At 60.4% G+C, this 12,814-nt stretch carries 15 protein-coding genes; 7 read left to right on the forward strand and 8 right to left on the reverse strand.

From position 1 onward, the window contains the following. Window positions 1-60: 60 nt before the first annotated feature. The 5 genes from ACI7M0_RS03420 to ACI7M0_RS03440 form a co-directional block, all read right to left on the reverse strand. On the reverse strand, window positions 61-1,014 hold the full coding sequence (locus tag ACI7M0_RS03420) for an IS110 family transposase (protein WP_392523497.1): 954 nt from the start codon (window positions 1,012-1,014) through the stop codon (window positions 61-63). A 248-nt stretch (window positions 1,015-1,262) separates the two neighbouring features. Further along, window positions 1,263-1,760, reverse strand: a complete 498-nt coding sequence (locus ACI7M0_RS03425) for a GreA/GreB family elongation factor (RefSeq protein ID WP_060538637.1) — start codon at window positions 1,758-1,760, stop codon at window positions 1,263-1,265. Between the two features lie 67 nt (window positions 1,761-1,827). Continuing rightward, window positions 1,828-2,184 (reverse strand): hypothetical protein, encoded by a 357-nt coding sequence (locus ACI7M0_RS03430; protein ID WP_121160999.1) that lies wholly within the window; start codon window positions 2,182-2,184, stop codon window positions 1,828-1,830. A 215-nt stretch (window positions 2,185-2,399) separates the two neighbouring features. Further along, window positions 2,400-4,253, reverse strand: a complete 1,854-nt coding sequence (locus ACI7M0_RS03435) for a DUF4105 domain-containing protein (RefSeq protein WP_049586363.1) — start codon at window positions 4,251-4,253, stop codon at window positions 2,400-2,402. A gap of 71 nt (window positions 4,254-4,324) precedes the next feature. After that, window positions 4,325-4,813, reverse strand: coding sequence for a DUF3015 domain-containing protein (locus ACI7M0_RS03440; RefSeq protein WP_003247492.1), 489 nt, complete (start codon window positions 4,811-4,813; stop codon window positions 4,325-4,327). A gap of 250 nt (window positions 4,814-5,063) precedes the next feature. On the opposite strand from ACI7M0_RS03440, the gene ACI7M0_RS03445 reads away from it, so the two are divergent. From ACI7M0_RS03445 to ACI7M0_RS03465, 5 genes are all read left to right on the forward strand, one after another. After that, window positions 5,064-7,502: a Lon protease family protein gene (locus ACI7M0_RS03445; RefSeq protein WP_004575710.1), complete on the forward strand. Its 2,439-nt coding sequence runs from the start codon at window positions 5,064-5,066 to the stop codon at window positions 7,500-7,502. Window positions 7,503-7,664: 162 nt separating this feature from the next. Further along, window positions 7,665-8,003, forward strand: a complete 339-nt coding sequence (locus tag ACI7M0_RS03450; protein WP_010951936.1) for a hypothetical protein — start codon at window positions 7,665-7,667, stop codon at window positions 8,001-8,003. Window positions 8,004-8,192: 189 nt separating this feature from the next. Further along, window positions 8,193-8,681 carry a TIGR00645 family protein gene (locus ACI7M0_RS03455; RefSeq protein WP_003247486.1) on the forward strand — a complete coding sequence of 163 codons (489 nt, stop codon included), beginning with the start codon at window positions 8,193-8,195 and terminating at the stop codon, window positions 8,679-8,681. A gap of 264 nt (window positions 8,682-8,945) precedes the next feature. Then, window positions 8,946-9,251 carry a DUF6482 family protein gene (locus tag ACI7M0_RS03460; protein WP_014589631.1) on the forward strand — a complete coding sequence of 102 codons (306 nt, stop codon included), beginning with the start codon at window positions 8,946-8,948 and terminating at the stop codon, window positions 9,249-9,251. Between the two features lie 85 nt (window positions 9,252-9,336). Then, on the forward strand, window positions 9,337-9,954 hold the full coding sequence (locus tag ACI7M0_RS03465) for an FKBP-type peptidyl-prolyl cis-trans isomerase (RefSeq protein ID WP_003247482.1): 618 nt from the start codon (window positions 9,337-9,339) through the stop codon (window positions 9,952-9,954). Between the two features lie 26 nt (window positions 9,955-9,980). On the opposite strand, the gene ACI7M0_RS03470 is transcribed toward ACI7M0_RS03465, so the two are convergent. The 3 genes from ACI7M0_RS03470 to ACI7M0_RS03480 all read right to left on the reverse strand — a co-directional run bounded on the left by ACI7M0_RS03470 (window position 9,981) and on the right by ACI7M0_RS03480 (window position 11,781). Beyond that, the gene (locus tag ACI7M0_RS03470) at window positions 9,981-10,226 is read right to left on the reverse strand and encodes a hypothetical protein (protein ID WP_010951938.1); all 246 of its coding nucleotides are present in this window, start codon (window positions 10,224-10,226) and stop codon (window positions 9,981-9,983) included. A gap of 84 nt (window positions 10,227-10,310) precedes the next feature. After that, window positions 10,311-10,652, reverse strand: coding sequence for a zinc ribbon domain-containing protein YjdM (locus tag ACI7M0_RS03475; RefSeq protein WP_010951939.1), 342 nt, complete (start codon window positions 10,650-10,652; stop codon window positions 10,311-10,313). A 160-nt stretch (window positions 10,653-10,812) separates the two neighbouring features. Further along, window positions 10,813-11,781 carry a polyprenyl synthetase family protein gene (locus ACI7M0_RS03480; RefSeq protein ID WP_129933898.1) on the reverse strand — a complete coding sequence of 323 codons (969 nt, stop codon included), beginning with the start codon at window positions 11,779-11,781 and terminating at the stop codon, window positions 10,813-10,815. 244 nt (window positions 11,782-12,025) lie between these two features. Between ACI7M0_RS03480 and rplU the strand changes: the two genes are divergently transcribed. After that, window positions 12,026-12,340 (forward strand): 50S ribosomal protein L21, encoded by a 315-nt coding sequence (rplU, locus tag ACI7M0_RS03485; RefSeq protein WP_003247466.1) that lies wholly within the window; start codon window positions 12,026-12,028, stop codon window positions 12,338-12,340. Between the two features lie 38 nt (window positions 12,341-12,378). Further along, the gene (gene rpmA, locus ACI7M0_RS03490) at window positions 12,379-12,636 is read left to right on the forward strand and encodes a 50S ribosomal protein L27 (RefSeq protein ID WP_003247464.1); all 258 of its coding nucleotides are present in this window, start codon (window positions 12,379-12,381) and stop codon (window positions 12,634-12,636) included. Window positions 12,637-12,814: the final 178 nt, after the last annotated feature.

Here is a 12,814-nt window from a genome sequence, read left to right on the forward strand (position 1 = left end):
AGTTGGACACCCATCCAACCCTTGGGGGCAGTCAAGGCCCTGTGGGAGATTCTATGGTTTTCAGCAAGCCAATTTTCGGCTTTTGGTGACGTATTCGCCCTGATCTCGCATCAGGGCGAATGCGACGCGAGCGAGCTTGCGAGCCAAGATCACTAATGCCTGAGTCGTTGCTTTACCGTTGCTCCGATACTGCTCATACACGTCTTTCCAGGTAGCTGACCTACTGGCCGACATCGCTGCGTTATGCAACAAACGACGGATCTCCGAACAGCCTCGCTTTGTAAGGCGGCGGCGTCCATTCTTTTGCCCGGAGTCATTCACTCGCAGATCCATCCCCAAGAAGGCGATGTAAGCGTCACTGCTTTTGAATTCGCCTCTGATAAATGCCATTACCAGTGCTGACGCTGTGAGAAAACCAATACCTTCCACGGCTTGGCAGCGAATAACCTGTTCAAGCAGCCCTGCCTCTCGCAATACTTCTTTGATCTTCTTTTGTATCAGCAAGTCCAGCCGTTCTATCGACTTGACGAAGGTTTCGAAGGCCGCTTTCAACAGGCCCTCGTTAGCCCAGCTCTGCGTCATTGCAGTACGTGCCGATACCAGCGCAGCCCTGCGCCGCAGAAGGCTCTGCAGCTTGCCGTAGACGGCGGGAGGCGGGGTCCAAGGGCGAAGATCCTCACCCTCGTTTTTCAGAAAACGGGACAGTAACCGCGCATCGGACGGGTCAGTTTTGACTCGGCCGCCAACACTCTTGCGATAGTTACTCAGTTGAAATCCATCAATGACATAAACATCGAAGCCCATGCCATGGGCTAGCTCGACCAGATCCAAGTGATAGATGTTGGTCGCTTCAACGGCGATAGCCGTGTTCAGTGGCTGCTGCCTGAGCCACTTATTGATTTCAGATTTAGAGTTTTTCAGCTTGATGATCTCATCACGCTCCTCGTGATGGATCACCAATTCAGCTTTTGCAACGTCCGCTCCGATGATCGACTTCACTACCTGCATTGCCATCGGCGGCTCTCCACGTTATGGTTTTTCGGCTTGAGGGGCTTTCACCAAGAGGCGCTGGCTTGCTTCTATCGTCGCTTGCAAACGATGCATTCTTTATCGGCGCTTTGGTGGAAGGGGTGGGGCGATGTCTCCCACGGTCTGTACTGCTCGTAACAGTCAGAATCGGGCATTTAGTCCCACCACCCCTTCAAGTCTAACCATACAAGCGGCCTTGCGTCGCGATGGGCTGCAAAGCAGCCCCAGGGCCCTCAACCCTCACCCAGAATCTCAACCACCTCTATCACCTGTTCCCCCACCGGCCGCCGCCAGACCACCTCATCACCCGGCCCAGCCCCGAGCAACGCCCGCCCCAATGGCGAACCCCAGTTGATCAACCCCCGCCCGGCATCCGCCTCATCCTCGCCCACCAGCTGCACCACTTGCTCCTGGTCCTGCGCGTCGACAAACCGCACCCGGCTACCAATCTGTACCTTGCTATGGGAAGTCGCCGCGGGTACCACCTGGGCGCTTTGCACCCGCGCGCTGAAGTAGCGCAGATCCCGCTCGGTATCGGCCAGCCGTTGTTTGTCACCCCGTTCGCCCTGCGCCTGCAGTTCGCTGCGCAAGGCATTCAGCTCGGCCACACGCGTTTGCAGCTGGCGCAGGCCGCTGGCCGTCACATAGTTGGGCTGTTCGCTGATGCGCCGCTCGACCGGCTGGTCGGCCTGGTCGGCGGCTTGGTCTTCGTTGACGAATGCTCGGCTCATGTAGGGCCTCCTTGTGCATGAGACCATCATGGCAGGCCGCCGGTTTAAAGGAATGTCCGTTTGCGACTCAATTGTGGCGATAGGCCTTGGCAGCGCCGAGGTCCTTTTCCTGCTCCCACTCGCGGTCACGCTGGTCCCAGAAGCGCTCGTGGTATTGGCGCTGTTCTTCGCTGTTCTGCATGGCATGACACTGGTGGAAGCCATCGTCCCAGCCGGTTTCGTACTGACGATCGTGCAGGTAGCGCGGTACGTTCTTGCGGAAGTTGCCCACCATCAGCCCGGCCGCCTGGCGGCCACTGCTGCAGCCGTCCTGGAAGCCATCCGCATAGGCAGGAGGGTAACCGTGGTTGACCATCTGCTCGTGGGTGGTTTCGCAACCCGACAGCAACAACGCAATGCACATGCCGAACCAGTACCGCGACATAGCCACAAAGCCCTCCAGTTGATGGTGGAGAGTCTAGGTGGCGATTTGTCGGGTAGGTGTCAAAACAGTGTCAAAGAGTTGGTTCAGTCACACTGCTTTACTAGCCTGACTGGCCGATTCGCGGGCAAGCCCTCTCCCACAGGTACTTGCACAGGCCACGGATCTTGTGGGGGCTTGTGGGAGCGGGCGTGCCCGCGAAAGGCCGCAGAGCGGCCTCAGTAGTGATACCACTTCAGCTCCAGCATCACCTCGTTTTGCGCCGTAGCCAGGTGGCTGAACTCCCGCGAGGCACTCAACCGAAGCCCAAGGTTCTGGCTGATCTCCCACTGCTGGTTCAGGCTTACACTGCGACGTACTTCGCCGTTGGTGAAGTAATCGCCCTTGGCCTCCAGCGTCATGTTGCCTAGCCCATTGCGCCACAGCAGCCCGCCATTGAAGCCAGCCGCTGGGGCAATGAACTGAGCGAAGTCGTTGTGATGCTCGACCCGCACCGTGCCCAAGGCAAACCCCAGCAAACCGTCGGCCAGCTGCCAGGTGCCGCCAGCACCGCCATTCACATGGCTCACCAGCACTTCGTCATCATGCTTGCCCGGCACCCGCTCCAGCCCGCCGGCCACTTGCCATGACCAAGGCTTGAGCAGCTCGTTACGGGGTGTCAGTGAACGGATGGTGGCCAGGTCCAGGCGCTGCACCTGCCAATCGTTGCCTTCGTACTGGCGCAGCTTCAATTGCAGGATTTCGATCTGTGCGCCCAGCGGGAAGCCATAGGCGTTGTCATTCAGGTCGTGGTAGGCCATGCGCAAGCCATATTCGGCGTAGGCGCGGTCTTCACGGGTGCCCACGCCCAGTTGCCAGGTGCGCGAGTCATGGCCATCTTCGGGCAGGCCGGGGCGCTCGATCTGCAGGGGCGGCGGCGGGTTGCTGTTGATCGCCCGCAGCAACTCGAAGCTGCGTTTGGCCTGCCCTGGGTCGCGTTCCTGGCCATTGGCCCGATAGCGTTCAAGGCGATACGCGGCATCTTGCACCAACGCTTGGCGTTCGCGAGGCAGGGCCTGGAATTCTGGGCTTTGCAGTTGCGCAGTGTCGGCGCTTACAGCCAGCACCTGGCGCTTTTCGTCGTGGTCGAGTGGCTCGGCCCTGGCCAGCAATTCACGTTCGCGAGAAGGGCGGTAAGTTTCGCTGGCGACCAGGCCGGACTGCTTCACGGCTTTCACCGTGTCGGTGGGAATGGCGGTCAGCGGGAACTGAGACGTCAGGTCCAGGCTCGGCCGGGCCACTTGCAGCAGCTCCAGCAGGCGATACGAGCAGTTTTCGTCGAAGAAGAAGTAGTCGAACTGGATCTGCTTCAGCTCCCACACATGCTCGACCATACGTCCGGTTTCTTCGGGGGTCAGGTCCAGCTGGTATTCCCACAGGTCGCGGTTTTCCAGGCTGCGGTATTCGGAGAGTTTTTCCTGGTAGGGCATCAGCGCGAACAGCCCCGGGTAGCCGCCCATCAGGCCTTTCCAGGCGTACAGGATGCTGTTGTCGCTGCCTTCGATATAGGCACCGAAGTTGATGGCGTAGCTCAGCAGCGTGGTGTCGTCGCTGCGGGTGTTGGACTGGTCGATGCGCAGCAGGGTGTGCCCGAACATCGACGACGGGCTGTTCAGGTAGGCTGCCGGGAAGATCAACGCGGCGCTGTGCGGGTCGATCGACTGGTACCAGGTCTTGAATTCCTGGCAGTCCGGTTGTGGCAAGTCTTGCAGGTCGAGCTGTTCGCGCAGCCAGCGGGTGCGAGCGGGGAATACGCACTGGGCGTGCTTGTCACCGAGGCTGGCCGGGGCATACAGCGCAGCGACCGTAGCCTTGAGTTCCTGGTCCGGATGGTGCGCGCCATCTTCGGCGAGGAAGAACGCATCATCATCCACATAGCTGCGCCAGCCGCCGAGCTTGGCGGTTTCGTAATGTCCAATGGCGAGCCAGTAGGGGGTATTGGCCAATTGCTGGAGACGGCCTGGATCCAGCATGGGGGCGGCATGAACAGGGGCGCAGGCACACAGCGCCAGGGCAGCGAGGCGTTTGAGCATATCGGGCAACTACTTCTTGACGATGCCGAAAAAGGCGAAACCCGCCCCGGGTGGGGCGGGAGCAGCTGTGCTTAGGCCTCGGTAGCGTATTTGGCCAGGCGTGGGTCGCTCTTCAGAACGGCCAGGGTGTTGCTGTGGACAGTTTCGGCAGTGACGTCGGCGCTGCTGAAGATCTGGTTGAAGTGCTGGTGGGTGACCGAGTTGAAGTAGCTGCGGTCCTCCGGTGCTACGCCGAGAACGACGGCATAGGTGGTCAGTGCTTCGCCCTGGCCCATGGCCATGTCTTCGGAAAGCTCGTTCATCATGCCGTTCATGGCGAACCAGGACTTGCCGCCGTAGGTCAGCGAAGCCTTGGTCGAGCAGCCGTTGGTGCCGGAGGTCATGCCGAAGGTGGCGTTACCGGAGGTGCCGTTGGTGGTAGAAGCCAGGAAGTGTGCCGGTGTGCCGCGCTGGCCTTCGAACAGCATGTTGCCCCAGCCGCAGTTCGGGCCGCCTGGCGCTTCGGCCATGGCGTTCAGCGAGACCACGGTGAACAGAGTACCCAGAAGAATCCGTTTCATAGCATTTGTTCTCTTTGTCTTAACCAAGGGTCAGGGTTTCTGGCAACTCGGTTGCCAGGTCGGGAAAGCTTTTCACCCACCCGCGCAGCTTGGAGTTTAGGCACGATCTAAAGGTTGCGTTGTTGATTGCGAAAAATTTGCTGTCACAAGACTGCACCGGCTGCGACATAAAGTCCCGTGGAGCCTTGCAAGGCGCGCGCGGGCAGCGCCAGAATGCTGCGTATCTGCCCCGCCGAAGTAAGGAAACCCAATGCCCGATCCTGTCGCTGCGCGCCTGCGTCTTGCGCCTGAAGCCCTGACCCGGCGTTTCTCCCCCGAGCAGTTTGCTTTTACCCATACCGACGATCTGGAGCCGTTTCGCGGAGTTCTGGGCCAGGAACGTGCTGTCGAGGCCCTGCAGTTTGGCGTGGCCATGCCGCGTCCTGGTTACAATGTGTATGTGATGGGCGAGCCCGGCACCGGGCGCTTCTCGTTCGTCAAGCGCTACCTCAAGGCCGAGGGCAAGCGCCAGCAGACCCCGGCCGACTGGGTCTACGTCAACCACTTCGACGACACCCGTGAACCACGTGCACTGGAGCTGCCGTCCGGAAGCGCCGCCGAGTTCATCAGCGACATGGGCGGATTGATCGACAACCTGCTGTCGACGTTCCCGGCGGTGTTCGAACACCCGTCCTACCAGCAGAAGAAGGGCGCCATCGACCGCGCTTTCAACCAGCGTTATGACCGCGCTCTGGATGTGATCGAGCGCGCGTCGCTGGAAAAGGACGTGGCCTTGTACCGCGATGCCAGCAACGTCGCCTTCACGCCAATGGCGGATGGCAAGGCGCTGGATGAAGCTGAATTTGCCCAATTGCCGGAGGAGGTGCGCGAGCAGTTCCACGAGGACATTGCCCTGCTTGAGGAGCGCCTCAACGAAGAGCTGGCCAGCCTGCCGCAATGGAAGCGCGAATCGAACAACCAGCTGCGCCAGCTCAACGAAGAAACCATCACCCTGGCGCTGCAGCCGTTGCTGGCGCCGCTGTCGGAAAAGTACGCCGAAAACGCGGCGGTTTGCGCCTACCTGCAATCGGTGCAATTGAACCTGTTGCGTACGTTGGTCGAGCAACTGGTCGATGACAGCAAGTCCGACGCCGTGGCCCGCAAGCTGCTCGAAGAGCAGTACGCGCCCAGCCTGGTAGTGGGCCATCACGCTGACGGTGGGGCGCCGGTGGTGTTCGAGCCGCACCCGACCTACGACAACCTGTTTGGCCGTATCGAATACAGCACCGACCAAGGTGCGCTGTATACCTCCTATCGCCAACTGCGCCCAGGTGCGCTGCACCGTGCCAACGGCGGCTTCCTGATTCTGGAAGCCGAGAAAATGCTGGGCGAGCCGTTCGTATGGGACGCGCTCAAGCGTGCGCTGCAGTCGCGCAAGCTGAAGATGGAGTCGCCGATCGGTGAGCTGGGCCGTGTTGCCACTGTCAGCCTGCAGCCGCAGGTGATTCCGCTGAACGTCAAGCTGGTGATCATCGGCTCGCGCCAGCTGTACTACGCACTGCAGGACCACGACCCGGACTTCCAGGAGATGTTCCGCGTGCTGGTGGACTTCGATGAAGACATGCCGATGGTCGACGAGAACCTGGAGCAGTTCGCCCAGCTGTTGCGCACCCGCACCAACGAAGAGGGCATGGCGCCGCTGACCAGTGACGCGGTGGCGCGTCTGGCCACCTACAGTGCGCGTCTGGCTGAAAACCAGTCACGCCTGTCGGCGCGTATCGGCGACCTGTTCCAGCTGGTCAGCGAGGCTGATTTCATTCGCCAGCTGGCCAGTGACGAAATGACCGACGCAGGCCACATCGAGCGTGCGCTGAAGGCCAAGGCCACCCGTACCGGCCGTGTGTCGCAACGGGTGCTGGACGACATGCTCGCCGGCATCATCCTGATCGACACGGAAGGCGCGGCCATCGGCAAGTGCAACGGGCTGACCGTGCTTGAAGTGGGTGACTCGGCGTTCGGCATGCCCGCGCGTATTTCGGCCACCGTCTACCCCGGCGGCAGCGGTATTGTCGATATCGAGCGTGAGGTCAACCTTGGCCAGCCGATCCACTCCAAAGGGGTGATGATCCTCACCGGTTACCTGGGCAGCCGCTATGCCCAGGAGTTCCCGCTGGCGATCTCCGCGAGCATCGCCCTGGAGCAGTCCTACGGCTACGTGGACGGCGACAGCGCCTCGCTGGGCGAAGCCTGCACGCTGATCTCGGCCTTGTCGCGCACGCCGCTCAAGCAGTGCTTCGCCATCACAGGCTCCATCAACCAGTTTGGTGAAGTGCAGGCGGTGGGTGGAGTGAACGAGAAGATCGAGGGCTTCTTCCGCCTTTGCGAGGCGCGTGGCCTGACCGGTGAGCAGGGGGTGATCATTCCGCGTGCCAACGTCGCCACCCTGATGCTTGACGAGCGTGTGTTGCAGGCGGTGGAGAACGGCATGTTCCACGTCTACGCGGTCAGCCAGGCTGATGAGGCACTGAGCCTGCTGGTGGGGGAGGAGGCCGGTGTACTCGACGACAAGGGGCTGTTCACCGAGGGCAGCGTCAATGCTCGGGTGGTGGAACGCCTGCGTGAAATTGCCGAGATGATCAGCGAGGAAGACATCGAGAAGGCAGAAAAGGAACGCCTGGAAGAGGTGATTGCCCAGGCCAAACCGGCCTGAGTCAATAAACTGGCGCTGGCGGCGATGTGCTACCGTTCAGCGCCAGTTTTCCATCTTTCTGTACTGTTCCTCTATGCTGGAACTTAAGGACGGTACAGCGTTCAGGATGGAAACAGCCTGAGGGTTTCGGGCTGAACAAGGCTCATTGGAGGGGACGCGGCCATGCGCAACCTCAGCCTCACACGCCAGTGCCTGGGCCTGGTGACCCGTATCGAATGCAGCATTCGTCCACTGGCCGGGGATAACGGCATGTGGACCCTGCTGTTCGCCGCCGGCATGGCCGGTGAACAACCCTCCGCGATCAAGGCGCAGGGCCCGTTTCATGGGCCACTGGTGGCCGAGTCGGTGCTCAATGCCATCGTCGACAGCCTGACCATGCATGGTTATCAGGTGGCCGATGACCCGCAGATCTGGTGTCTGCATTTGCAGGCGCAGTTGCGGCGGATCAATGGTGAGCGGTGTCGCAACCTGGGGGATTACCAGTTTCATCCTGAGACGTGAAGAATGCCGGGGCCGCTTTGCGGCCCATCGCGACACAAGGCCGCTCCCACAGGTACAGCATCGGCTTGCTGTGGGAGTGTGGCCTTGTGTCGCGATCAGGCTGCGGAGCAGCCCCCGGGCTTTTGCTGTAACAGGTGGCTGGCTATACTCGCCGTCGCTTTTTTAGTCACCTGATGAGTCCTGAACTTCATGGAACGTATCCTCGAAAACGCGATGTATGCCTCGCGCTGGCTGCTCGCACCGATCTACTTCGGCTTGTCCCTCGGCCTGCTGGCCCTGGCGCTGAAATTTTTCCAGGAAGTGGTCCACGTCCTGCCCAATGTCTTTGCGCTGAGCGAAGCTGACCTGATCCTGGTGATCCTGTCACTGATCGACATGTCGCTGGTTGGTGGCCTGCTGGTGATGGTGATGATTTCCGGCTACGAGAACTTCGTCTCGCAACTGGACATCGATGAAAGCAAGGAAAAGCTCAACTGGCTGGGCAAGATGGATTCCTCGTCGCTGAAGATGAAGGTTGCCGCGTCGATCGTGGCGATTTCCTCCATTCACCTGCTGCGGGTGTTCATGGATGCGCAGAACATCTCCACCGATTACCTGATGTGGTACGTGATCATCCACATGACCTTCGTGGTCTCGGCGTTCTGCATGGGTTACCTGGACAAGCTGACCAAGCACTGAGTCCCGCCAGGCCTCACTGCAACTCCTGTGGGGGCAAGTGTCTTGCTCAATTTCTGAAAGCTGGCGTGATCCCTGTGGGAGCGGGCTTGCCCGCGAACACCGGCAAAGCCGGTGCCAGCCATCGCGTGGCCTGCTTCGCGGGCACGCCCGCTCCCACAGAGATCTAGGCTCAACTGACGAGTGGCGTCAGTCATGCCTTGCGCATTCTCACTTCCTGTACAAAAAATGAGCTCTCATGCGTGGTTCCCATCGCGAGGTGCTCTCATGAACCTGCATCAGCTCAATACCGAGGCCAGGGCTGGCCATGTCGACGAACTGAACCTGATCGCCATCGAAGGCGGTGACTACCTGCTCGAGGCCCGGGTCAAAGGCCATCCTCACCCCCTGTCCGATACCCGTGGTGAACGCTTGCGCGTGCACTCGGTGGAGGATGCGCGCAAGTTGCTGCAAACCATCCCCATGGTCTCGATGAACCTGGTGCACTGGTCGGTGCAGGACGAAATGTGCGGCATGGGTACGCACCCGGAAGAAGACCTGAAGGTGCCGATTTCCCAGCGTTCGGCCTGGTAGCTGCTCGCAGCGCCCCAGTGTGCTAGGCTGCTCGCCCTTTTTATCAAGGGCGCGGCTGCATTGCGCCCTGCAGTGGAGCACGACAATGTCCGAACTCAACCTGTCTACCGACGAAACGCGCGTCAGCTACGGTATCGGCCGTCAGCTGGGCGGCCAGCTGCGCGACAACCCGCCACCAGGCGTTAGCCTGGAAGCCATCCTGGCCGGCCTGACCGACGCCTTCAACGGTGCCGACAGCCGCGTCAGCGAAGCCGACCTGTCGGCCAGCTTCAAGGTCATCCGCGAGGTGATGCAAGCCGAAGCTGCAGCCAAGGCCGAAGCCGCTGCTGCTGCTGGCAAGGAGTTCCTGGTCGAGAACGCCAAGCGTGAAGGCATCACCACGCTGGCTTCGGGCCTGCAGTTCGAAGTGCTGACCGCTGGTGAAGGCGCCAAGCCGACCCGCGAAGACAACGTGCGTACGCACTACCACGGCACCCTGATCGACGGCACCGTGTTCGACAGCTCCTACGAGCGTGGCCAGCCGGCTGAATTCCCGGTAGGCGGCGTGATCGCTGGCTGGACCGAAGCCCTGCAGCTGATGAACGCTGGCAGCAAATGGCGCCTGTACGTGCCAAGCGAGCTGGCTTACGGCGCCCAAGGCGTTGGCAGCATCCCGCCGCACAGCGTTCTGGTGTTCGACGTCGAGCTGCTCGACGTTCTGTAATGCCCTGGAGGCCGGCCCTGCCGGCCTCAATTCCAGTCTGTCCCCCCAGGGCGCAACGCCCGCGCATAGCAGAACAGAAACAGATTCCGTACCAGTTCCTTGAGCACCCCCGGTTCACTCGAATTCAGCCCGCTCATGTCCAGGTCACCCTGGTCACGCAGTTCGTCGAGGGCTTCTTCTTCAAGCACCGCGCACACTTCGCCGGTTTCCCGATGAAGAATGCGCAGGTAGGGGTGAGGGCGTTCCAGCCAGGCGTCGATCAGATAAGTCATGGCTATTCTCCTTGGAAAGCAATTCCAATGAGAATAATTCTTATTACCAGAATAGCAAGCGCCAATTGGCGTTTTTTTGCCTGATCAGACTTTGCGGACGAACTCGGACTTCAGCTTCATGGCGCCGATGCCGTCGATTTTGCAGTCGATGTCGTGGTCGCCGTCGCACAGGCGGATGTTCTTGACCTTGGTGCCAACCTTGACCACCAGGGACGAACCCTTGACCTTGAGGTCCTTGATCACAGTGACGGTGTCACCGTCTTGCAGGATGTTGCCGACCGAATCTTTCTTCACCACATCGTCGCTGGCCGCCTCGGCATCGCCGCTGGCCGACCACTCATGGGCGCATTCAGGGCAGATAAGCTGAGTGCCATCCTCATAGGTGTATTCGGAGTTGCATTTTGGGCAGGGTGGCAGAGTGCTCACTTCGGTTCCTCAAACAAACAGACGGGCGGTTAAAAGCCCACATTGTAAAAGGTATTTTTCCGGAAGTGATTATGTCCGGACAAAAAGCACCACGGGCAAGCGCGCTCCCCACAGATGGTGCAGGAGCGGGCTTGCCCGCGAATGAAGTCGACTCGGTCTGTCAGTGCGTACGCGCGACCGCAAACTCGCTCAGTTCAACCAGCGCATTCCGGTATTCACTGGCAGGCAGCACTTCGAGGCGGGCGATGGCGCGTTTCACGTAATCGCGCGCCAGCTCGGCGGTGTATTTCAGTGCGCCCGATTCTTCGACCGCAACGCGAATCTGTTCCAGATCTTCCAGGCCACCCTTCTGGATCGCCTGGCGTACCAGCGCCGCCTGCTCGGCAGTGCCTTCGCGCATGGTGTAGATCAGCGGCAGGGTAGGTTTGCCCTCGGCCAGGTCGTCACCGACGTTCTTGCCCAGGGTCTGCGAGTCACCCTTGTAGTCCAGCAGGTCGTCGACCAGCTGGAAGGCCACGCCCAGATGGTCGCCAAAGGTACGCAGGGCTTCGCGCTGCTCGTCGGTGGCCTGGGCCAGCGCCGCAGCACTGTGGGTAGAAGCTTCGAACAGCATCGCCGTCTTGCCCCGAATGACCTCCATGTAGACTTCCTCGGTGGTGCTGGCGTCGCGTACGCGCGACAGTTGCAGCACTTCACCTTCGGCAATCACCCGGGTGGCCTTGGACAGGATCTGCATGACCGGCATCGAGCCCAGCTCGACCATCATTTCGAACGAGCGCGAATAAAGGAAGTCGCCCACCAGTACGCTCGGCGCGTTGCCCCACAGGGCATTGGCGGTAGAGCGGCCACGGCGCATGCCGGACATGTCGACCACGTCGTCGTGCAGCAGGGTGGCGGTGTGCAGGAATTCGATGGTGGCGGCCAGCAGGCGCAGGTCGTCGCCTTCGCGGCCCAGGGCCTTGCCACACAGCAGTACCAGCAGGGGACGCAGGCGCTTGCCACCGGCGGACGTGATATAGTCGCCGATCTTCGATACCAGCGGCACGCGCGAGGTCAGCTGCTTCTTGATGATCTCGTCGACGGCGCTGAAATCATCAGCCACCGCGCGGTAGAAGGTTTGGGGTTGCATCGGCTGCTCCAGTGAGGTTGCGCGGCATGCTAGGTCGCGGGTCCCGGTGTGTCAAGGCGCGGTGCCCGCAGGCCGGGGGCGGCACTTGCAAGCAAAACCGCGGTTGCGTACAATCGCGCACCCTAACTTCCTGGGCAGCACCTGCCTTACGCAATTGCGCCGGGCCGTTCCAGCCCTGTGCAGCCATGCCAGCCAATACTCATCATATAAAGCGCTGGGTGAGCAGGATTATCGGAGAAATACCATGTCTTACGCAGTAATCGTTACCGGCGGCAAGCAGTACAAAGTCGCTGAAGGTGAATTCCTCAAGATCGAAAAACTGGAAGTCGCCACTGGCGAATCCGTGACCTTCGATCGCGTTCTGCTGGTCGCCAACGGTGAAGAAGTCACCATCGGTGCTCCAGTTGTTGCTGGCGCTAAAGTAGTGGCCGAAGTCGTTTCGCAAGGCCGCCACGACAAGGTTCGCATCATCAAGTTCCGTCGTCGTAAGCACCACATGAAGCGTATGGGCCACCGCCAGTGGTTCACCGAGATCAAAATCACCGGCATCCAGGCTTAATCCCCTAGATCCCCTGAATTTATTTGGAGAATTGAACCATGGCTCACAAGAAGGCTGGTGGTAGTACTCGTAACGGTCGCGACTCAGAATCGAAACGCCTTGGCGTGAAGATGTATGGCGGCCAGGTTATCAAGCCAGGCAACATCATCGTCCGTCAGCGCGGTACCGAATTCCACGCTGGCTACGGCGTTGGCATGGGCAAGGACCACACCTTGTTCGCCAAGATCGAAGGCGTGATCAAGTTCGAGAAGAAAGGCGAGTTCATGCGCCGTTACGTGAGCATCGTCGCCGCTTAATCGCGACGTCGCTCCAGAAGCCCCGTCATGCGACGGGGCTTTTTCGTTTGTGGTGAGCCTCTTGCAAAGCTGTTTGTCTGGGTTGCCGGCGTTGGTTTCTACGGTCGTACGGGGCCGCCGCGCTCATTTTTGCAAGAGCCTCATGTTTTTGAGTCATTCAGCTCGTCTGCCGACGAGA

The sequence above is a fragment of the Pseudomonas sp. 10(2024) genome, assembly GCF_045164175.1.
Taxonomy (GTDB): domain Bacteria; phylum Pseudomonadota; class Gammaproteobacteria; order Pseudomonadales; family Pseudomonadaceae; genus Aquipseudomonas; species Aquipseudomonas alloputida.

Coding starts and splice junctions, on each gene's coding strand:
- ACI7M0_RS03470 (WP_010951938.1), bottom strand. CDS start 10,226: ATGACTTATCTGATCGACGCCTGGCTGGAACGCCCTCACCCCTACCTG.
- ACI7M0_RS03440 (WP_003247492.1), bottom strand. CDS start 4,813: ATGAAACGGATTCTTCTGGGTACTCTGTTCACCGTGGTCTCGCTGAAC.
- ACI7M0_RS03430 (WP_121160999.1), bottom strand. CDS start 2,184: ATGTCGCGGTACTGGTTCGGCATGTGCATTGCGTTGTTGCTGTCGGGT.
- ACI7M0_RS03435 (WP_049586363.1), bottom strand. CDS start 4,253: ATGCTCAAACGCCTCGCTGCCCTGGCGCTGTGTGCCTGCGCCCCTGTT.
- ACI7M0_RS03425 (WP_060538637.1), bottom strand. CDS start 1,760: ATGAGCCGAGCATTCGTCAACGAAGACCAAGCCGCCGACCAGGCCGAC.
- ACI7M0_RS03465 (WP_003247482.1), top strand. CDS start 9,337: ATGTCCGAACTCAACCTGTCTACCGACGAAACGCGCGTCAGCTACGGT.
- ACI7M0_RS03480 (WP_129933898.1), bottom strand. CDS start 11,781: ATGCAACCCCAAACCTTCTACCGCGCGGTGGCTGATGATTTCAGCGCC.
- ACI7M0_RS03460 (WP_014589631.1), top strand. CDS start 8,946: ATGAACCTGCATCAGCTCAATACCGAGGCCAGGGCTGGCCATGTCGAC.
- ACI7M0_RS03450 (WP_010951936.1), top strand. CDS start 7,665: ATGCGCAACCTCAGCCTCACACGCCAGTGCCTGGGCCTGGTGACCCGT.
- ACI7M0_RS03420 (WP_392523497.1), bottom strand. CDS start 1,014: ATGGCAATGCAGGTAGTGAAGTCGATCATCGGAGCGGACGTTGCAAAA.
- rpmA (WP_003247464.1), top strand. CDS start 12,379: ATGGCTCACAAGAAGGCTGGTGGTAGTACTCGTAACGGTCGCGACTCA.
- ACI7M0_RS03445 (WP_004575710.1), top strand. CDS start 5,064: ATGCCCGATCCTGTCGCTGCGCGCCTGCGTCTTGCGCCTGAAGCCCTG.
- rplU (WP_003247466.1), top strand. CDS start 12,026: ATGTCTTACGCAGTAATCGTTACCGGCGGCAAGCAGTACAAAGTCGCT.
- ACI7M0_RS03455 (WP_003247486.1), top strand. CDS start 8,193: ATGGAACGTATCCTCGAAAACGCGATGTATGCCTCGCGCTGGCTGCTC.